This is a genomic window from Paracoccus sp. MKU1 (genome assembly GCF_001447385.1).
Classification (GTDB): Bacteria; Pseudomonadota; Alphaproteobacteria; order Rhodobacterales; family Rhodobacteraceae; genus Paracoccus.
This window is the reverse complement of sequence record NZ_LLWQ01000193.1, coordinates 171,672-190,090: the sequence shown is the minus strand read 5'-3', so window position 1 is coordinate 190,090 and position 18,419 is coordinate 171,672. Positions and strand designations below refer to the sequence as shown.

Sequence of the window (18,419 nt, the reverse complement as noted above, 5' to 3'; positions counted from 1 at the left end):
CCGCATAAAGTATGGCAGACCAATTGTCACTAGGCCATTCCGTCAGGTTTTGTCTGCGGCTTGCGAAGCCGCCTGCTGCTGGCTAGGGTCGCGCAGATTGCGCAAAGGACAGGCGGATGCAGTTTTCCTCGACCGAAACCTATGTGGCGCCCCCCGATCTGGCGATGGCCGTCAATGCGGCGATCACGCTGGAACGCCCCCTGCTGGTCAAGGGCGAGCCGGGCACCGGCAAGACCGAGCTGGCGCGGCAGGTGGCCGCCAGCCTGGACCTGCCCATCGTTGAATGGAACGTGAAATCGACCACCCGCGCGCAGCAGGGGCTTTACGAATACGACGCCGTGTCGCGGCTGCGCGACAGCCAGCTGGGCGACGCGCGGGTTCACGATATCGCGAACTATATCCGCAAGGGCAAGCTGTGGCAGGCCTTCGAGGCGCCGGGCAAGGTCGTGCTGCTGATCGACGAGATCGACAAGGCCGATATCGAGTTTCCGAACGACCTGCTGCAAGAGCTGGACCGCATGGAGTTCCATGTCTACGAGACCGGCGAGACGGTGCAGGCGCGGCACCGGCCGGTGGTCATCATCACCTCGAACAACGAAAAGGAACTGCCGGACGCCTTTCTGCGCCGCTGCTTCTTCCACTATATCCGTTTCCCCGATGCCGAGACGCTGAAGCGCATCGTCGAGGTACATTATCCCGGCCTGAAGCGCCGCATCCTGGACGAGGCGCTGAGCCAGTTCCTTGAGCTGCGCGAGGTGCAGGGGCTGAAGAAGAAGCCCTCGACCAGCGAACTGCTGGACTGGCTCAAGCTGATCCTGGCCGAGGACCTGTCGCCCGAGGACCTGCGGCGCCCGGCCGGCGAGATGCTGCCCAAGCTGCACGGCGCGCTGCTCAAGAACGAGCAGGACGTGGCGCTGTTCGAGCGGCTGGCCTTCATGGCGCGGCGACAGCGATGATCCGCGCCCTGCGTCCCGAGGATCGCAAGGGTTGGCAGCGGCTCTATGAGGGCTATCAGGCCTTTTACGGTTTCGAGGACCGGCCGCCGTCCTTTTACGACCGGGCCTTTGCCCGGCTGATGGCGGGCGATCCGCGCGACTTCCACGGGCTGGTGGCCGAGGCGGACGGGCGGCTGCTGGGCCTGACGCATTACGTCTTTCACCCGAATCTGTGGCGCGACGAAGGGGTCTGCTATTTGCAGGACCTGTTCACCGCTCCCGAGGCCCGCGGCCGGGGCATCGCCCGCGCCCTGATCGAAGGCGTCTATGCCGAGGCCGACCGGGCCGGCATCCCCGCCGTCTATTGGCTGACGGCCGAGGACAACTATCCCGGCCGCATGCTCTATGACCGGGTGGGGCAGAAGTCGCCCTTCATCCGCTACAGCCGCAAGCTGTAATGCAAAGGGCGGCCCGAAGGCCGCCCCCGCGATCGGCTGTCCCTCGCCTCAGCGCAGGCCGGTGGCTTGCAGCAGGCCCTTGCGCTTGGCCTCGTAGTAATAGCCGCGGGCATACCATTTCACCGCGGCATCCTTGTTGCCGTCGGCGACCATATAGGCACCGCGCAGGTATTTGACGCCGTATTTCAGGTTGGTCTCGGCATCCAGAAGGCCTGCGGCCGAGCCGCGATAGCCCATGCCGCGCGCGGTGGCGGGCAGGATCTGCATCAGCCCGTAATAGGGGCCGTTGCGGGCGCCGGGGCGATGAGTCGATTCGCGGATGATGACGCGCTGCACCAGATCGACCGGCACGTCGTATTCCGCGGCGTATTTGTCGATGAGCCGGCGCAGTTCCGGCGTCTCGTTCGGATGCAGCGCGGCGACCTGGGCCGCCGAGGCGCGGGGTTCGACCAGATAGCGGCGGTCGGGATCGACCCGATTGTCGCCGCAGGCGCTGACAGCCAGAACGCCGCTCAGCGCCAACAGTGCGATAATGGATTTCATGACTGCCCCTTGGCTTTTCATTGCCCGAAGGATTAGCCACAGCCGCCAGAGTCGGGGAATGCAAAAGAAAGGGCCGCCCGGTTCTGGGCGGCCCGTCGGCGGATTATCGCCGCAACGCAGCGGCGGTTTCGGTGGGGATCCGCCGATCAGGCGTGGATGGCCCCGTCGCCGCAGGCCAGCGCCGCCTCGCGCACCGCTTCCGAGCATGTCGGATGGGCGTGGCAGGTCAGCGCGATGTCCTGGGCCGAGGCGCCGAATTCCATCGCCACGCAGACCTCGTGGATCATCTCGCCCGCATTCGGGCCGATGATGTGGCAGCCCAGGACCCGGTCGGTCTCGGCATCGGCGATCAGCTTGACGAAGCCCTCGGCCTGGAACAGCGCTTTGGCGCGGGCATTGCCCATGAAGGGGAACTTGCCGACCTTGACCTTGCGGCCGCTTTCCTTCGCGGCCTCTTCGGTCAGGCCGACCGAGGCGACCTCGGGCGTGGTATAGATCACGCCGGGGATCACGTCGTAGTTCACATGGCCATGCTTGCCGGCGATGACCTCGGCCACCGCCATGCCCTCGTCCTCGGCCTTGTGGGCCAGCATCGGGCCCGGCACCGCGTCGCCGATGGCGTAGATGCCCTTGACGCTGGTCTGCCAGTGTTCGTCGATCTGGACGAAGCCGCGATCGGTCAGCGCGACGCCGATCTTGTCCAGACCCAGCCCGACGATATAGGGGCGGCGGCCGGTGGCGACCAGCACGCATTCCGCCTCGATCTCATGCGCGCTGTCGTCCTTGCGCAGCTTGTATTTGACCTCGGCCTTGCCCTTCTCGACCTCGACTTCCTGCACGGCGGCGCCCAGGACGAATTTCAGCCCCTGTTTCGCCAGGATCCGCTGGAACTGCTTCTGCACCTCGCCGTCCATGCCGGGAGTGATGGCGTCCAGGAATTCGACCACCGTCACCTGGGCGCCGAGGCGTGCATAGACCGAGCCCAGCTCCAGCCCGATGACCCCGGCGCCGATCACCACCATCGACTTGGGGATCTTCGGCAGCGACAGCGCCCCGGTCGAATCGACCACCACGCCGGCGGCATTGTCGACCTCGACCCCCTTCAGGCTGGCCGGTTCCGAGCCGGTGGCGATGACGATGTTCTTCGTCTCATGGGTGGTGTCGCCGACCTTGACCCGGCCCGCGCCCTCGATCTCGGCCCAGCCCTTGAGCCAGTCGATCTTGTTCTTCTTGAACAGGAACTCGATGCCCTTGGTGTTGCCGCCGACCGTCTCGGCCTTGTAGCCCTGCATCTTCTGCCAGTCGACCTTGGGCGCGGCGCCGATCAGGCCCATCTTCTCGAAGTTCTCATGCGTCTCGTGCAGCATGTGGCTGGCGTGCAGCAGCGCCTTCGAGGGGATGCAGCCGACGTTCAGGCAGGTCCCGCCCAGCGTCTCGCGACCCTCGACGCAGGCGACCTTCAGGCCCAGCTGGGCGGCGCGGATCGCGCAGACATAGCCGCCGGGACCGGCGCCGATCACGATCAGGTCATAGGTGGACATTCAGGTCTCCTTGCAGTTCGCGGCGCCTTTCGCGGTGCCGAACGTTCGATTCAGGTGAATAATGTGGTCAGGATCATCACCAGCGTGGCGACGAACCCCACCGCCCAGATGGCCGAGCGCCAGGGCGACCAGCCAAAGGCATAGGCGGGAATATAGATCAGCCGCGCCAGCAGATAGCTCCAGGCGCACAGCACGGTCAGGGCCGAGCCGGCATCCGAGAGCACCACCAGCACGACGGCGATGGTGAACAGGATCAGCCCCTCGAAATGGTTGTCCACCGCGCGGCGCAGCCGGCCGGTCAGGACCGAGAATTCCGGCTGGCGGTCGCGCGGGCTGGCGTTCCATTTCGCGCCGACGTCGCGGTTCATCGAGGCGGCGGCCAGGCCGATCTGCACGGCTTGCAGCAGCGCGGCCAGGGCGAGGGCGGTGGTCTCGGCGGCCATCAGGCGGTCTCGACGAAATGGAAGGCGGTGGCCGAGACGCCTGCCTGGCTGTTGAACACCCCTGCCGCCCCGTCCAGGTAAGCCTTGGCCGCCGCCGCGTCGCCCACCTGGAACAGCGCCCAGGCGCTCTGGTCGTTCTCGCGCCACAATTGCAAGAGCGACAGGCCGTTATTGCCGCGATCCTCGGCATCCGCGTCGAAGGCGGTGCGGAAGCGGGCGTAATCGGCGATGCTGTAATGGGCGATCATCTGGGTCATGGGACACTCCTCTGTTTCGGCCCGGCTTCCCGTCGGGATGAGCGGCAAGCGGCCCCGTGCGGGTCAACGGAACTGGCCGGAAAGAGTTGCGCGGCGCCTGTGGCGGACCGGGGGCGGGCCTGCCGCCCCCGCAGGCAGGATCACAGATCCATCAGCAGGCGGCGCGGATCCTCCAGCGCCTCCTTGACGCGGACCAGGAAGGTCACGGCGCCCTTGCCGTCCACGATGCGGTGGTCGTAGCTCAGCGCCAGATACATCATCGGCCGGATGACGATCTGACCGTCCACCACCACCGGGCGGTCCTGGATCTTGTGCATGCCCAGGATGCCCGATTGCGGCGGGTTCAGGATCGGCGAGGACATCAGCGAGCCATAGACGCCGCCGTTCGAGATGGTGAAGGTGCCGCCCTGCATTTCCGCCATGGTCAGCTTGCCGTCGCGGGCGCGCAGGCCCAGCTCGGCGATCTCCTTCTCGATCCGGGCGAAGCTTTTCTGGTCGGCGTCGCGCACCACCGGCACCACCAGGCCGCTGGGCGTGCCCACCGCCACGCCCATATGGACGAAGTTCTTGTAGACCACGTCGCCGCCGTCGATCTCGGCATTGACCTCGGGCACTTCCTTCAGCGCGTGGCAGCAGGCCTTCACGAAGAAGGACATGAAGCCCAGCTTGACCTTGTGCTTCTTCTCGAACTGGTCCTTGTAGGTGTTGCGCAGGTCCATGATGCCCTTCATGTCCACCTCGTTATAGGTGGTCAGCATCGCGGCGGTGTTCTGCGCATCCTTCAGCCGGCGGGCGATGGTGGCGCGCAACCGGGTCATCTTGACCCGCTCCTCGCGGGCGGCGTCCTCGGCGGAACTCGGCGCGCGCGGCGCCTGGGCCGGGGCCGGGGCGGGCGAGGCGGCTGCCGGGGCCGCGGCGGCACCGGAAGCGGCGCGGGCCACGTCCTCTTTCATCACCCGGCCGTCGCGGCCGGTGCCGGTGACGGCGTCGCGGCTGACGCCGGCCTCGGCCATGGCCTTCTTGGCCGAGGGCGCGTCCTCGACATCCTTGCGGGGCGCGGGCGTTTCCGGGCCGGCGCCGGGCGATTGCACGGCGGCCGCGGCGGCAGCAGGGGCCTCGGCCTTCGGTGCGGCCGCGGCAGCGACCGCGCCCTCGGTGATGATGGCCAGCCGGGCGCTGGCCTCGACCGTCGCGCCCTCGGGGGCGAGGATCTCGGCCAACACGCCGGCGGCGGGGGCAGGGACCTCGACCGAGACCTTGTCGGTTTCCAGCTCGCACAGCATCTCGTCCTGCGCGACCGCGTCGCCGACCTTCTTGAACCAGGTCGCCACCGTGGCTTCGGTCACGCTTTCGCCCAGGGTGGGCACCATCACATCGACGGATTTTCCGCTCATCTTTCTCTGTCCTTCCTGAGCCTTCGTGCCCGCATCAGCCTTGGGCAACATTTCTTCCGGGCCGGCATCGCCCTGTTCCATGATCTGTGCGAGCAGCGCATTGGGCGCGACCACCGTGCCTTCGGGCGCGACGATCTCGGCCAGCTTGCCGGCGACGGGCGAGGGCACCTCGACCGTCACCTTGTCGGTTTCCAGCTCGCATAGCATTTCATCCACGGCGACGCGGTCGCCCGGTTTCTTGAACCAGGTGGCCACCGTCGCCTCGGATACCGATTCCCCAAGCGTGGGGACGCGTAGTTCCACTGCCATGTCAGGCCCCGATGGTGATGGCTTCGTGGACCAGGGCCTCCTGCTCGGCCTTGTGGCGCGAGGCAAGCCCGGTGGCCGGCGAGGCCGCGGCATGGCGGCCGACATAGCGCGCCCGGGCATGCTTGGCGCCGATGCGCGACAGCACCCACTCGATATTGGGCTCGACGAAGGTCCAGCCGCCCTGGTTCTTGGGTTCCTCCTGGCACCAGACGATCTCGGCGTCCTTGAAGCGTTCCAGCTCCTTGGACATGGTCTGGGCCGGGAAGGGATAGAACTGCTCCAGCCGCAGGATATAGACATCGTCGGCGCCGGCCGCGTCGCGGGCCTGCGCGAGGTCGTAATAGACCTTGCCCGAGCAGACCACCACACGGCGGATCTTGTCGTCCGGGGCCAGCTTGAACTCGGACTTGCCGCGGTCGGCATCGTCCACCAGCACCCGGTTGAAGGTCGAGCCGGCCAGGAACTCATCCGCCGTGGACACCGCCAGCGGGTGGCGCAGCAGCGATTTCGGCGTCATCAGCACCAGCGGCTTGCGGAAGGGCCGCTTCAGCTGTCGGCGCAGGATGTGGAAATAGTTCGCCGGCGTGGTGCAGTTCGCCACGATCCAGTTGTCCTCGGCGCACATTTGCAGCCAGCGTTCCAGCCGGGCCGAGCTGTGCTCGGGGCCCTGGCCCTCATAGCCATGCGGCATCAGCATGACGAGGCCCGACATGCGCAGCCATTTCTTTTCGCCCGAGGTGATGAACTGGTCGAACATGATCTGGGCGCCGTTGGCGAAATCGCCGAACTGAGCCTCCCACATGACCAGGCTGTTCGGCTCGGCCAGCGAATAGCCGTATTCGAAGCCCAGCACCGCATATTCCGACAGCATCGAGTCGATGACCTCGTAGCGCGCCTGTCCGCCGCGGATGTGGTTCAGCGGGTAATGGCGCTCCTCGGTGGTCTGGTCGATGAAGGCGGAATGGCGCTGCGAGAAGGTGCCGCGCGTCGAATCCTGGCCGGCCAGCCGCACGGGATGCCCCTCCAGCAGCAGCGAGCCGAAGGCCAGCGCCTCGCCCGTGGCCCAGTCGAAGCCCTTGCCGGTCTCGAACATCTGCTTCTTGGATTCCAGCAGCCGGCCCACGGTCTTGTGCAGGTCGAAGCCCTCGGGCACCCGGGTCAGCGCGCCGCCGATCTCGGCCATGGTCTCGGCCGAGATGCCGGTCTGGCCCAGGTTCTCCTCGGCATGTTCGGCCTCGATGCCCGACCATTTGCCGTCCAGCCAGTCCGCCTTGTTCGGCTTGAAGTTCTTGCCGATCTCGAACTCCTCGTTCAGATGCGACTGGAAGGCGGCCTTCATCTCCTCGATCTCGCCCTCGGGCACCAGGCCGTCGGCGACCAGGCGGTCGGTATAGAGCTGCAGCGTGGTCTTGTGGCCCTTGATCGCCTTGTACATCGCCGGGTTGGTGAACATGGGCTCGTCGCCCTCGTTATGGCCGAAGCGGCGATAGCAGAAGATGTCGATGACCACGTCCTTGTGGAACTTCTGCCGGAACTCGGTCGCCACGCGGGCGGCATGCACCACCGCCTCGGGGTCGTCGCCGTTGACGTGGAAGATCGGCGCCTCGACCATCAGCGCGATGTCGGTCGGATAGGGCGAGGTGCGGCTGAAATGCGGCGCCGTGGTGAAGCCGATCTGGTTGTTCACCACGATATGGATGGTGCCGCCGGTGCGGTGGCCGCGAATGCCGGACAGCTGGAAGCATTCCGCCACGATGCCCTGGCCGGCGAAGGCCGCGTCGCCATGCAGCAGGATCGGCAGCACCGCCGTGCGGTGGGTCTGGTCGGAAAGCTGGTCCTGCTTGGCGCGGACCTTGCCCAGCACCACCGGGTTCACGGCTTCCAGGTGCGAGGGGTTCGCGGTCAGCGACAGGTGCACGGTATTGTCGTCGAAGGTGCGGTCCGAAGAGGCGCCGAGGTGATATTTCACGTCGCCCGAGCCGTCCACGTCGTCAGGCTTGTAGCTGCCGCCCTGGAATTCGTGGAAGATGGCGCGGTAGGGCTTGCCCATGACATTGGCCAGCACCGACAGGCGGCCGCGATGCGGCATGCCGATCACCACGTCCTTGACGCCAAGCGCGCCGCCGCGCTTGATGATCTGCTCCATGGCCGGGATCAGCGCCTCGCCGCCGTCAAGGCCGAAGCGCTTGGTGCCCATGTATTTGACATGCAGGAACTTTTCGAAGCCCTCGGCCTCGACCAGCTTGTTGAGGATGGCGCGGCGTCCCTCGCGGGTGAAGGCGATCTCCTTGCCGTAGCCTTCGATCCGCTCCTTGAGCCAGGCGGCTTCCTCGGGGTTCGAGATATGCATGAATTGCAGCGCGAAGGTGCCGCAATAGGTGCGGCTCATCAGGTCCACGATCTGGCGGATCGTGGCGATTTGCAGGCCGAGCACGTTGTCGATGAAGATCGGCCGGTCCAGATCGGCGGCGGTGAAACCATAGGTTTCCGGCTTCAACTCGCCATGGTCGGGAATGTCGCGCATGCCCAGCGGGTCCAGGTCGGCATGCAGATGGCCGCGGATGCGGAAGGCGCGGATCAGCATGATGGCACGGACGCTGTCCAGCACGGCGCGCTTGAGCTGCTCGTCCGTCAGGTTCACGCCCTTCTCACCGGCCTTGGCGGCGATCTTGTCCAGCGCCGCCTTGGCCTCGGACTTGGGCAGCATCGGCCATTCGCCCGTCAGCGCGGCGGTGGTGTCGTCCGCGGGCAGCGGCGGCCAGTCGGCGCGCTGCCAGCTGGCACCCTTGGCCTCGCGGGTGACCACGGCTTCTTCGTCGCCGAGGCTGCGGAAGAAGGCGTCCCACGCCTGATCGACCGCCGCAGGGTTCTGGGCCCATTGGCCATAGAGCTGCTCGACATAGGCCGCGTTATGGCCTTGCAGGAAGCTTGAATCGTGGAAGGCCGAGTTGGGGGATTGATCGTTCATTGGCTTGCCTCCGGGAAATCCTTATCCGTTCGCGCCTTGATCAGGGGCGGTCGCATTGTTCTGGCCACGCCCGGGATGAGCCCCGGTCATGAGCTTGGTCTGAAGATCCTGATACCATGCCGGCAGCCCGGCGCGCGGCTGCCGCAGCAGGGCGGGCAGGTTGCGGCCGGCCAGCAGGGCGCCGCGGAATTGCGGCAGATCCCAGCGGCCGCCGGCGATGTCCTTGGGCAGCTCGGCCAGCACCATGCGCAGATACCACAGCGCATAGCGGGCCAGGTCGCGGCCCTGCCGCTCGGAATTGCGGCGGACGAAATAGGCGATGTTGAGCAGTGCCAGCGCGGTGTTGATCCGGCGCCGGTCGCGGCCGGCCGCCGCCTCGAGATGATGGATATGCGCGTCCGGCGCGATGGCCAGGATGCCGTGGCGACCAAAGCGATAGCTGGCATCCAGATCCTCGGCGATCGAACTGCCGACCAACCCCTCGTCGAAGGGCTCGCGCAGCGCCAGATGGCGGCGCAGGGTCAGGGCGAAGCCGACGATGAAATCGACGCGAAACAGCCCTTCGGGCAGCGCGGTATTGCCCTGCCAGCGCCGTTCGGGGCGATCATAGCCCAGGAAACGCTGCTCGGCCGGGATCATCAGCAGGTGGTGCAGGGCAAAGTCGATGCCGCGCTGCACCGGCCTCGCCCGCCCGGCCACCAGCCGGCCGGCGCGATTGGTCTGCTTGCGCTCATCGCTGGTCGCCACGCCGGCCAGCGGCGTATTGCGGGCCGAGATGGCAACGATTCGGCCTTGGGCATCGGCGCGGTAATGTGCCATGATCCGCGCGGCGCAATCGGCATGCAGCAGCGCATCGTCGTCGATCATGAACAGGATGTCGGCCCGTGCCAGAGCGATGGCCTGGTTGCGTTGCACGGTCAGTGACTTGCGCAGGGCGGGCACATAGGTCAGCGGACAGCCGCCCATCTCGGCAATCACCGCCTCGACGCCTGCGCGGTTCCGGGTCCAGTCGGCGCTGGCATCGGCGATGACGATTTCCGCCGGCGGTTCGGTCGAGGCCAGGGCGGCGCGCACGCAATCGCACAGCACCTTGCCGCGGTTATAGGTCGAGATGCAAAGCGCCCAGTCCTGCGCCGCCACGGGCGAGGCGGGGCGTTTCGCCGGCGCGGGAGGCGGCATGGTCATGCCGCACCTCCCCCGGGCAGGGCAGGGCCGCGAGCCGGCCCGGGCGCTGCCCCGGCGGTTCTGGCGACGATCTGGCGACGACGGCGGTCCAATCTGGCACCTGCTGGTAAGGTCTGGCGCGGCCCCAAGTAAGGTAGGCAGGGACCGCGCCTAAGTCAAAAGTCCTACAAAGGCGTTACCGGCCAAGCGCCTTCAGCACGGCCTCGCCCAGGCCCGCGGGGCTGTCGGCGACGACGATCCCGGCCGATTTCATGGCCTCGATCTTCGATTCCGCATCGCCCTTGCCGCCCGAGACGATGGCGCCGGCATGGCCCATGCGGCGGCCCTTCGGCGCGGTGCGCCCGGCGATGAAGCCGGCGGTCGGCTTCCACTTGCCCTTGCGCTTCTGCTCGGCCAGGAACTCGGCCGCCTCTTCCTCGGCGGAACCGCCGATCTCGCCGATCATGATGATCGACTCGGTCTCGGGGTCGTCCAGGAACATGCGCAGCACGTCGATATGCTCGAGCCCCTTGATCGGGTCGCCGCCGATGCCGACGGCCGAGGATTGGCCCAGGCCCACGTCCGAGGTCTGCTTGACCGCCTCATAGGTCAGCGTGCCCGAGCGCGAGACCACGCCGACCGAGCCGCGCCTGAAGATGCTGCCCGGCATGATGCCGATCTTGCATTCGTCCGGCGTCATGATGCCGGGGCAGTTCGGGCCGATCAGCAGCGACTTGCTGCCTTCCAGGGCGCGCTTGACCTTCATCATGTCGAGCACCGGGATGCCCTCGGTGATGCAGACGATCAGCGGGATCTCGGCATCGATGGCTTCCAGGATCGAATCGGCCGCGAAGGGCGGCGGGACATAGATCGCGGTCGCATTGGCGCCGGTCTTGGCGACGGCCTCGTGGACGCTGTTGAACACGGGCAGGTCCAGATGCTCGGTGCCGCCCTTGCCGGGGGTCACGCCGCCGACCATCTGCGTGCCATAGGCGATCGCCTGCTCGGTGTGGAAGGTGCCCTGGGATCCGGTGATGCCCTGGCAGATGACTTTGGTGTCTTTGTTGACGAGAACGGCCATCTTCTTATCCTTTCACCGCTTTCACGATCTTCTGCGCCGCATCCGACAGGTCGTCGGCCGCGATCACGTTCAGGCCCGACTCGCCGATGATCTGTTTGCCCAGCTCGACATTGGTGCCTTCCAGGCGCACGACCAGCGGGACTTGCAGCCCGACTTCCTTCACCGCGGCGATGATGCCCTCGGCGATGATGTCGCAGCGCATGATGCCGCCGAAAATGTTGACCAGGATGCCCTTCACGTTCGGGTCCGAGGTGATGATCTTGAACGCCTCGGTGACCTTTTCCTTGGAGGCGCCGCCGCCCACGTCCAGGAAGTTCGCCGGCTCGGCACCGTAGAGCTTGATGATGTCCATGGTGGCCATCGCCAGACCGGCGCCGTTCACCATGCAGCCGATCTCACCGTCCAGCGCGATGTAGTTCAGGTCGAACTTCGAGGCGGCCAGTTCCTTGGGGTCCTCCTCGGTCTCGTCGCGCAGCGCCAGCACGTCGGGCTGGCGATAGAGGGCGTTGTTGTCGAAGCCCATCTTCGCGTCGAGGCATTTGAGGTTGCCGTCCTTCATCACGATCAGCGGGTTGATCTCCAGCATCTCCATGTCCTTCTCGATGAACAGGCGATACAGGTTCCTGACCAGCTGGACGCATTGCTTGACCTGCGGGCCCGAGAGGCCCAGAGCGAAGGCCACGCGGCGGCCGTGGAAATCCGAAAGCCCCGAGGCCGGATCGACGCTGAAGCTGATGATCTTTTCCGGGGTCGAGGCCGCGACTTCCTCGATGTCCATGCCGCCCTCGGTCGAGGCGACGAAGCTGACGCGCGAGGTGCCGCGGTCGACCAGCAGCGCCAGATACAGCTCGCGCTCGATATCCGAGCCGTCCTCGATATAGATGCGGTTGACCTGCTTGCCGGTCTCGCCCGTCTGGTGGGTGACCAGGGTGCGGCCCAGCATCTGGCGGGTCAGTTCCTCGGCCTCCTCGACCGATTTCGCCAGGCGGACGCCGCCCTTCTCACCGGCTTCCTTTTCCTTGAAGTGACCCTTGCCACGGCCGCCGGCATGGATCTGCGCCTTGACGACCCAGAGCGGCCCGTCGAGTTCCCCCGCCGCCGCCTTGGCCTCGTCGGCCTTCATCACCACCCGCCCGTCAGAGACCGGCGCGCCGTATTGGCGCAGCAACGCCTTGGCCTGGTATTCATGGATGTTCATGGTTCTTCCCCGCAGTTGTCGGTTGGCGGGGCTTGTGCCACATTCCGCGCCGGCTCCAAAGCCCTATGATCGGCGATATCCCTAAAACCGGCGGGAATTCGCGTTTTGCGATCACAGTTTTCAAGGCTGTGATCACAAAACTCCGCCTGCGGTATCGGCGCCCCGGGAATCCGTCGCCTGCGGGGGAGGAAGGGTGGCGCTTGGCTTGCGCAAATGCGCAGAATCGACGCGCCGCCGTCAGGACGATTCATGGCGATCACCGCGGCGATTTTCGAGGCGGCTGGCTCTGTCTGGCGCGACCGGATCGGGCATGAAAAAGCCCCGCCGTTGCCGGCGGGGCGGTTTGTTGCGCTGATGCCGGCGATCAGGCCAGGGTGCTGTCGATGCCCTTGCAGGCCGTGACCAGGCCCTTCACCGCATCCACCGACTTGTCGAACATCGCCTGCTCGTCCTTGTCCAGCTTGATGTCGATGACGCGTTCGATGCCGCCGGCGCCGATCACGGTCGGCACGCCGACATACAGCCCGTCCAGGCCGTAGGCGCCCTTCACATAGGCTGCGCAGGGCAGCACGCGCTTCTGGTCCTTGAGATAGGCTTCCGCCATCTCGATGGCCGAGGTGGCCGGGGCGTAGAAGGCCGAGCCGGTCTTCAGCAGGCCGACGATCTCGGCGCCGCCGTCGCGGGTGCGCTGCACGATGGCGTCCAGCTTCTCCTGCGTGGTCCAGCCCATCTTGACCAGGTCGGGCAGCGGGATGCCGGCGACGGTCGAATAGCGGGTCAGCGGCACCATGGTGTCGCCATGGCCGCCCAGCACGAAGGCGGTCACGTCGCGCATCGAGACGCCGAATTCCAGCGACAGGAAGTGGCGGAAGCGCGCCGAATCGAGCACGCCGGCCATGCCGACGACCTTTTCATGCGGCAGGCCCGAGAACTCGCGCAGCGCCCAGACCATGGCGTCCAGCGGGTTGGTGATGCAGATCACGAAGGCGTTCGGGGCGTGCTGCTTGATGCCCTCGCCCACGGATTTCATGACCTTGAGGTTGATGCCCAGCAGGTCGTCGCGGCTCATTCCCGGCTTGCGGGGCACGCCGGCGGTCACGATGCAGACATCGGCGCCGGCGATGTCGGCATAATCGTTGGCGCCCTTCATGACGGCGTCGAAACCCTCGGACGGGCCCGATTGCGCGATGTCCAGCGCCTTGCCCTGCGGGGTGCCCTCGGCGATGTCGAACAGGACGACGTCGCCCAGCTCCTTCATCGCGGCCAGATGCGCCAGCGTGCCGCCGATCTGTCCCGCACCGATGAGTGCGATCTTGGGTCGGGCCATGTTAACCTCCGATTTCCATGATGGTTCGCGCGGTGGCCTAGTCCCTTGCAAGGAGAATCGCAAGCCTCGGCTGCGGGCCGGGCGCGAAATCGGCCGATGTCAATCGCTAACATGACAATGCCGCCCTGCATTGCCCAGGGCCCGGCGCTGGATTAGTCCGGCTGCGAGGACAAGGGAGCGTGCCGATGGAGATGCTGGGCTGGGTGCTGGCGGTGATCGCCGCTTTTTCGATCGGGCTGGCCAAGGGCGGGTTGTCCATGGTCGGCACCATCTCGGTGCCGCTCTTGGCGCTGGTCATGTCGCCGGTGCAGGCGGCAGGGATCCTGCTGCCGGTCTATGTCGTCTCGGATATCGGCGGGCTGATCGCCTTTCGCCGCGATTTCGACCGCCGGGTGCTGCGGACGCTGGTGCCGGGGGCGATCACCGGCATCGGGCTGGGCTGGGCCACCGCGCATCTGGTCGATGACGCGCAGGTCGGCCTGATCGTGGGCGTGATCGGCTTGGCCTTCGCGCTGAACGCCCTGCTGCGCAGCCGGGTCAGCGCCAACGCCCGACCGCCGCGCTGGGGGGCGGGCAGCTTCTGGGGCATGGTTTCCGGCTATACCAGTTTCGTGTCGCATTCCGGGGCAGCGCCCTATCAGGTCTATGCCCAGCCCCTGCGCATGACGCCGATGACCTATGCCGGCACGACGACGATCTTCTTTGCCATCTGCAATGCGGTGAAGCTGATTCCCTATGCCATGCTGGGCCAGCTTTCGGCGCATAACCTGTCGGTGGCCGCCGTGCTGATGGTGCCGGGCGTGCTGGGCGTCTTTGCCGGGCTGTGGCTGGTGCGGCGCATGTCGCCGCGCATCTTCTATGGCTTCATCACCTGGGCGCTGATGCTGGTTTCGGCCAAGCTGATCTGGGACGGGATCTGATGCCGCAGCGCGGCAAATCGGCGCTTGCGATTCGCTTCCTTTCCGGGCAGGTTCGCGCAAGATTATTACGCGAGGCCCCGATGACCCGTCCTTATCGTTCCGTCCTCTACATTCCGGCCGCCAATCCGCGGGCCATGGAAAAGGCCCAGTCGCTGGCCGCCGATGCGATCATCTTCGACCTCGAGGATGCCGTGGCGCCTGCGGAGAAGGTGGCGGCGCGCGAGCTTCTGGCCCGGGCCTTGCAGGCGGATTACGGCGGCCGGGCTCGGATCGTGCGCATCAACGGACTGGACACCGAATGGGGCGAGGGCGACGCCCGCGCCTTTGCCTCGGGCGCCGATGCGGTGCTGGTGCCCAAGGTCAGCCGCGGCGCCGACCTGGACCGCGTGGCGGCACTGGTGCCCGACACGCCGCTCTGGGCGATGATGGAAACCGCCGAGGGCATGCTGAACGCCGCCGAGATCGCCGCCCATCCGCGCTTGCGGGGCATGGTGATGGGCACCAACGATCTGGCGAAGGAGTTGAACTCGCGCTTTCGCGCCGACCGGCTGCCGATGATGGCCGGGCTGGGCCTGTGCCTTTTGGCGGCGCGGGCGCATGGCCGGGTGATCGTCGACGGCGTGTTCAACGCCTTCAAGGACGAAGACGGCCTGCGCGCCGAATGCGAACAGGGCCGCGACATGGGCTTCGACGGCAAGACGCTGATCCACCCGGCGCAGCTGGCCATCGCCAACGAGGTTTTCGCGCCCTCGGCCTCCGAGGTCGAGCTGGCCCGCCGCCAGATCGAGGCCTTCGACGCGGCCACGGCGCAGGGCAAGGGCGTCGCGGTGGTGGATGGCAGGATCGTCGAGAACCTGCATGTCGAGACCGCCCGTGCCACCCTGGCCAAGGCGACGGCGATTGCCGAGCTGGCGGGGTGATGGCAACGTAAGCGCCATTGACATCCAGCGAAAGGACAAGGCCAGATGTTCATCCTGATCCTCGGCGTGGCGCTGTGGTGGGCGGCGCATCTTCTCAAGCGGCTGGCACCGGGGCTGCGCGACCGGCTTGGCCGGGGCGGCGTGGCCGGTGCGCTGGCGGCCTCGGTGGTGCTGATGGTGATCGGCTATCGCATGGCGGACGGGCCCTATTGGTGGGGCGCGACCGCGCCCTTGAAGGGCGTCAACAATCTGCTGGTGCTGGTGGCCTTCTATCTCTTTGCCGTCGCCGGAATGAAGACGCGCCTGGCCCGCCATCTGCGCCACCCGCAGCTGACCGGCTTTGCGCTCTGGGCCCTTGCGCATCTCGTGCCGAATGGCGACCTGTCCAGCTTCGTGCTGTTCGGCGGGCTGCTGCTCTGGGCGCTGGCCGAAATGGCCGTCATCAACCGCGCCGAGCCGGGCTGGACCCCGCCCGCCGGACCTTTCCCGATCCGCAAGGAGGCCATGGCCGCCGTCGGCGCCGTCGTGCTGTTCGGGGTCGTGGCGCTGGTCCACACCTGGCTTGGTTACAACCCGTTCGGAGGCTGACATGCCGAAAATCTATCGCCTGCTGACCGAGGACGACACCTCGGCCTTCTGCCACAAGGTCAGCGAGGCGCTGTCCAAGGGCTGGGAACTGCACGGCGCCCCGGCCTATGCCTTCGACGCGGCGCGCGGCGTGATGCGCTGCGCCCAGGCCGTCACCAAGGAGATCGAGGCGGATTACCACCCGGACATGAAACTGGGCCAGCAATAGGGAAGCATGATGAGCAAGACCAATCCGGGCCGCTTCTTCGAGGATTACCGCGTCGGCCAAGTGATCCGCCACGCCGTCCCCCGCACCGTGGCCGAGGGCGAGCGCGCGCTTTACCACGCGCTTTATCCGGCGCGGCATGCGCTCTATTCCTCGGACGAGTTCGCATCGGCCTCGGGACTGGAAGGCAGCCCGATGGACGATCTGCTCGCCTTCCATATCGTCTTCGGCAAGACGGTGCCGGATATCAGCCTGAACGCGGTGGCCAATCTGGGCTATGCCCAGGGCCGCTGGCTGAAGCCGGTCTGGCCGGGCGACACGCTGCGCTCGGAATCCGAGGTGATCGGGCTCAAGGAGAACTCGAACGGCACGTCCGGGGTGGTCTGGGTGCGGACCCGCGGGCTGAACCAGCTCGACGAGGTGGTGCTGGACTATGTGCGCTGGGTCATGGTGCGCAAGCGCGACGCCTCGGCCCCGGCGCCCGAGCCGGTGGTGCCGGAACTGGCGAAATCGGTCGCACCCGGCGATCTGGTGGTGCCCGAGGGGATGGATTTCGCCCAATACGATTTCGACCTGGCGGGCGAGCCGCATCGCTGGGGCGACTACCAGATCGGCGAGATCATCGACCATGTCGACGGCGTCACCATCGAGGAGGCCGAGCACATGCTGGCCACCCGGCTGTGGCAGAACACCGCCAAGGTGCATTTCGACGCCACCAACCGCGAGGACGGCCGGCGGCTGATCTATGGCGGCCATGTCATCAGCATGGCCCGCGCGCTCAGCTTCAACGGGTTGGCCAATGCGCAGATGATCGTGGCGCTGAACGGCGGCGCGCATGCCAATCCCTGCTTCGCCGGCGACACGATCCGCGCCTGGTCCGAGGTGCTGGACAAGGCAGACACCCACGCGCCGGGCGTCGGCGCGATCCGGTTGCGGCTGGTGGCGCATAAGGGCCGGGCCGGTGATCACGCCCTGCGCGGCGAGGACGGCAAATATGCCTCCCAGGTGCTGCTGGATCTGGATTACTGGGCCTTGATGCCGAAATGATCCCTTGCGGTTCCGGCGCCGCCGGGCCGCGAATCGCGACCGTGAAAGGGGGCGAACGTGACAGAAACCCTCGGTTATCCGGGAAAATCGGGTGAGTCCGTCCTGATACCGCAATCATTTCGAAGGGGTCGAGGGCGCCTGTGATCACAGCTGGCATTTGCGTGATCACAAAAATGGAAAATCTGCCGATATCCGCCTTCTGTCTGGCATCCGCCCGTGACAGATGCGACAAGACGGCTAAAAGCAAACCCAATTTCGGCCAGCCCTCGCCGCCAGCCGTCGCGTGCGGGGCCTGAACGCAGGAGAGCGCATCATGGCTGACGTCAACCGGGGCAACCGGCCATTGTCACCGCATTTGCAGGTCTATCGCCTGCCACTTGCCGCAATCACTTCGATCATGACCCGCATCACCGGCCACGCTCTGGTCGCCGGGATCGTGCTGATCACCTGGTGGCTGGTCGCCGCCGTCACCTCGCCCGGCGCCTTCGCCTGTGCCGACTGGGTGGTGCGGTCCTGGCTGGGCTTCATCATCCTGACCGGCTCGATGTGGGCGCTGTGGTATCACCTGCTCGCCGGGCTGCGTCACCTGTTCTACGACGCCGGCTACGGGCTGGAGATCGAGCAGGCGCATAAGTCGAGCCAGGCGCTGATCGCCGGTTCGGTCGTGCTGGCCGTGCTGACGCTGATCGTCTTCTTCGTGTTCTGAGCAAAGGGCAGGGATCATGCATTACATCACCCCGCGCAAAGCCGCCGAAGGCCTGGGCTCGGCCCACGAGGGCACCCAGCATCACTGGGCCATGACCGTCTCGGCCGTGGCGCTGACCGTGCTGACGCCGCTGTTCATGATCGTCGTGGCCCGCGCCATCGGCCTGTCGCAGGAACAGTTGCTGGCCTATTTCGGCCGCCCCTTCCCGGCGCTCATCACCGCTCTGTTCGTGATCGTGGGCATGGTCCACTTCATCAAGGGCACGCGGATCATGATCGACGACTATTTCCAGGGTGGCACCCGCAAGGCGGCCATCATCTTTTCCGTCATCTTCGGCTGGGCGGTGATCGCCGCCGCCGTCTATGCGCTGGCCCGGATGGGCCTTGGCGCGATCGTCGTCCTCTGAGGTTCCGCC

Annotated in this window: 19 protein-coding genes; 9 read left to right on the top strand and 10 right to left on the bottom strand. The window is 66.5% G+C overall.

Annotated features, from left to right (window positions below; genetic code table 11):
- Positions 1-116: 116 nt before the first annotated feature.
- Both AQY21_RS17070 and AQY21_RS17065 read left to right on the top strand, forming a co-directional pair.
- Positions 117-956 carry a MoxR family ATPase gene (locus tag AQY21_RS17070; protein ID WP_058098811.1) on the top strand — a complete coding sequence of 280 codons (840 nt, stop codon included), beginning with the start codon at positions 117-119 and terminating at the stop codon, positions 954-956.
- The gene (locus tag AQY21_RS17065) at positions 953-1,393 is read left to right on the top strand and encodes a GNAT family N-acetyltransferase (RefSeq protein WP_058098810.1); all 441 of its coding nucleotides are present in this window, start codon (positions 953-955) and stop codon (positions 1,391-1,393) included. Before AQY21_RS17070 ends, AQY21_RS17065 begins: the two co-directional genes overlap by 4 nt.
- A 48-nt stretch (positions 1,394-1,441) precedes the next feature.
- Here the strand turns inward: AQY21_RS17065 and AQY21_RS17060 are convergent, their stop codons facing one another.
- The 10 genes from AQY21_RS17060 to mdh all read right to left on the bottom strand — a co-directional run bounded on the left by AQY21_RS17060 (position 1,442) and on the right by mdh (position 13,618).
- Positions 1,442-1,936: a lytic transglycosylase domain-containing protein gene (locus AQY21_RS17060; RefSeq protein WP_058098809.1), complete on the bottom strand. Its 495-nt coding sequence runs from the start codon at positions 1,934-1,936 to the stop codon at positions 1,442-1,444.
- Between the two features lie 146 nt (positions 1,937-2,082).
- Positions 2,083-3,477, bottom strand: coding sequence for a dihydrolipoyl dehydrogenase (gene lpdA, locus AQY21_RS17055; protein ID WP_058098808.1), 1,395 nt, complete (start codon positions 3,475-3,477; stop codon positions 2,083-2,085).
- A gap of 50 nt (positions 3,478-3,527) precedes the next feature.
- Positions 3,528-3,920, bottom strand: a complete 393-nt coding sequence (locus AQY21_RS17050) for an MAPEG family protein (protein ID WP_058098807.1) — start codon at positions 3,918-3,920, stop codon at positions 3,528-3,530.
- On the bottom strand, positions 3,920-4,177 hold the full coding sequence (locus AQY21_RS17045; protein WP_058098806.1) for a hypothetical protein: 258 nt from the start codon (positions 4,175-4,177) through the stop codon (positions 3,920-3,922). Before AQY21_RS17045 ends, AQY21_RS17050 begins: the two co-directional genes overlap by 1 nt.
- A gap of 140 nt (positions 4,178-4,317) precedes the next feature.
- Positions 4,318-5,880, bottom strand: coding sequence for a 2-oxoglutarate dehydrogenase complex dihydrolipoyllysine-residue succinyltransferase (odhB, locus tag AQY21_RS17040; RefSeq protein ID WP_058098805.1), 1,563 nt, complete (start codon positions 5,878-5,880; stop codon positions 4,318-4,320).
- A 1-nt stretch (position 5,881) separates the two neighbouring features.
- Entirely contained in the window at positions 5,882-8,848 is a 2,967-nt protein-coding gene (locus tag AQY21_RS17035; RefSeq protein ID WP_058098804.1) for a 2-oxoglutarate dehydrogenase E1 component, read from the bottom strand.
- Positions 8,849-8,869: 21 nt separating this feature from the next.
- Positions 8,870-10,033: a glycosyltransferase family 2 protein gene (locus AQY21_RS17030; protein ID WP_058098803.1), complete on the bottom strand. Its 1,164-nt coding sequence runs from the start codon at positions 10,031-10,033 to the stop codon at positions 8,870-8,872.
- Between the two features lie 175 nt (positions 10,034-10,208).
- Positions 10,209-11,093 (bottom strand): succinate--CoA ligase subunit alpha, encoded by an 885-nt coding sequence (gene sucD, locus AQY21_RS17025; RefSeq protein ID WP_058098802.1) that lies wholly within the window; start codon positions 11,091-11,093, stop codon positions 10,209-10,211.
- A gap of 4 nt (positions 11,094-11,097) precedes the next feature.
- On the bottom strand, positions 11,098-12,291 hold the full coding sequence (gene sucC, locus AQY21_RS17020) for an ADP-forming succinate--CoA ligase subunit beta (RefSeq protein WP_058098801.1): 1,194 nt from the start codon (positions 12,289-12,291) through the stop codon (positions 11,098-11,100).
- Between the two features lie 364 nt (positions 12,292-12,655).
- On the bottom strand, positions 12,656-13,618 hold the full coding sequence (gene mdh / locus AQY21_RS17015) for a malate dehydrogenase (protein ID WP_058098800.1): 963 nt from the start codon (positions 13,616-13,618) through the stop codon (positions 12,656-12,658).
- Positions 13,619-13,803: 185 nt separating this feature from the next.
- On the opposite strand from mdh, the gene AQY21_RS17010 reads away from it, so the two are divergent.
- From AQY21_RS17010 to sdhD, 7 genes are all read left to right on the top strand, one after another.
- Positions 13,804-14,538, top strand: coding sequence for a sulfite exporter TauE/SafE family protein (locus AQY21_RS17010; protein WP_058098799.1), 735 nt, complete (start codon positions 13,804-13,806; stop codon positions 14,536-14,538).
- A gap of 80 nt (positions 14,539-14,618) precedes the next feature.
- Complete coding sequence (locus tag AQY21_RS17005) at positions 14,619-15,458, top strand: CoA ester lyase (protein ID WP_058098798.1); 840 nt, start codon at positions 14,619-14,621, stop codon at positions 15,456-15,458.
- Positions 15,459-15,503: 45 nt separating this feature from the next.
- Positions 15,504-16,046: an NnrU family protein gene (locus AQY21_RS17000; protein WP_058098797.1), complete on the top strand. Its 543-nt coding sequence runs from the start codon at positions 15,504-15,506 to the stop codon at positions 16,044-16,046.
- 1 nt (position 16,047) lies between these two features.
- Positions 16,048-16,254: a DUF1737 domain-containing protein gene (locus tag AQY21_RS16995; protein ID WP_058098796.1), complete on the top strand. Its 207-nt coding sequence runs from the start codon at positions 16,048-16,050 to the stop codon at positions 16,252-16,254.
- A gap of 9 nt (positions 16,255-16,263) precedes the next feature.
- Complete coding sequence (locus tag AQY21_RS16990) at positions 16,264-17,298, top strand: MaoC family dehydratase (protein ID WP_058098956.1); 1,035 nt, start codon at positions 16,264-16,266, stop codon at positions 17,296-17,298.
- A gap of 313 nt (positions 17,299-17,611) precedes the next feature.
- Positions 17,612-18,004, top strand: coding sequence for a succinate dehydrogenase, cytochrome b556 subunit (sdhC, locus tag AQY21_RS16985; protein ID WP_011746912.1), 393 nt, complete (start codon positions 17,612-17,614; stop codon positions 18,002-18,004).
- Positions 18,005-18,020: 16 nt separating this feature from the next.
- A complete protein-coding gene (sdhD, locus tag AQY21_RS16980) occupies positions 18,021-18,410 on the top strand; it encodes a succinate dehydrogenase, hydrophobic membrane anchor protein (protein ID WP_058098795.1) in 390 nt (129 codons plus the stop codon).
- Positions 18,411-18,419: the final 9 nt, after the last annotated feature.

Bases quoted from the DNA above. Each gene is read 5' to 3' on its own strand.
- AQY21_RS17065 (WP_058098810.1), top strand. From the start codon at position 953: ATGATCCGCGCCCTGCGTCCCGAGGATCGCAAGGGTTGGCAGCGGCTC.
- AQY21_RS16995 (WP_058098796.1), top strand. From the start codon at position 16,048: ATGCCGAAAATCTATCGCCTGCTGACCGAGGACGACACCTCGGCCTTC.
- sdhD (WP_058098795.1), top strand. From the start codon at position 18,021: ATGCATTACATCACCCCGCGCAAAGCCGCCGAAGGCCTGGGCTCGGCC.
- AQY21_RS17005 (WP_058098798.1), top strand. From the start codon at position 14,619: ATGACCCGTCCTTATCGTTCCGTCCTCTACATTCCGGCCGCCAATCCG.
- mdh (WP_058098800.1), bottom strand. From the start codon at position 13,618: ATGGCCCGACCCAAGATCGCACTCATCGGTGCGGGACAGATCGGCGGC.
- odhB (WP_058098805.1), bottom strand. From the start codon at position 5,880: ATGGCAGTGGAACTACGCGTCCCCACGCTTGGGGAATCGGTATCCGAG.
- AQY21_RS16990 (WP_058098956.1), top strand. From the start codon at position 16,264: ATGAGCAAGACCAATCCGGGCCGCTTCTTCGAGGATTACCGCGTCGGC.
- AQY21_RS17070 (WP_058098811.1), top strand. From the start codon at position 117: ATGCAGTTTTCCTCGACCGAAACCTATGTGGCGCCCCCCGATCTGGCG.
- AQY21_RS17050 (WP_058098807.1), bottom strand. From the start codon at position 3,920: ATGGCCGCCGAGACCACCGCCCTCGCCCTGGCCGCGCTGCTGCAAGCC.
- AQY21_RS17035 (WP_058098804.1), bottom strand. From the start codon at position 8,848: ATGAACGATCAATCCCCCAACTCGGCCTTCCACGATTCAAGCTTCCTG.
- AQY21_RS17010 (WP_058098799.1), top strand. From the start codon at position 13,804: ATGGAGATGCTGGGCTGGGTGCTGGCGGTGATCGCCGCTTTTTCGATC.
- AQY21_RS17030 (WP_058098803.1), bottom strand. From the start codon at position 10,033: ATGACCATGCCGCCTCCCGCGCCGGCGAAACGCCCCGCCTCGCCCGTG.
- sucC (WP_058098801.1), bottom strand. From the start codon at position 12,291: ATGAACATCCATGAATACCAGGCCAAGGCGTTGCTGCGCCAATACGGC.
- lpdA (WP_058098808.1), bottom strand. From the start codon at position 3,477: ATGTCCACCTATGACCTGATCGTGATCGGCGCCGGTCCCGGCGGCTAT.
- AQY21_RS17000 (WP_058098797.1), top strand. From the start codon at position 15,504: ATGTTCATCCTGATCCTCGGCGTGGCGCTGTGGTGGGCGGCGCATCTT.
- AQY21_RS17060 (WP_058098809.1), bottom strand. From the start codon at position 1,936: ATGAAATCCATTATCGCACTGTTGGCGCTGAGCGGCGTTCTGGCTGTC.
- sdhC (WP_011746912.1), top strand. From the start codon at position 17,612: ATGGCTGACGTCAACCGGGGCAACCGGCCATTGTCACCGCATTTGCAG.
- AQY21_RS17045 (WP_058098806.1), bottom strand. From the start codon at position 4,177: ATGACCCAGATGATCGCCCATTACAGCATCGCCGATTACGCCCGCTTC.
- sucD (WP_058098802.1), bottom strand. From the start codon at position 11,093: ATGGCCGTTCTCGTCAACAAAGACACCAAAGTCATCTGCCAGGGCATC.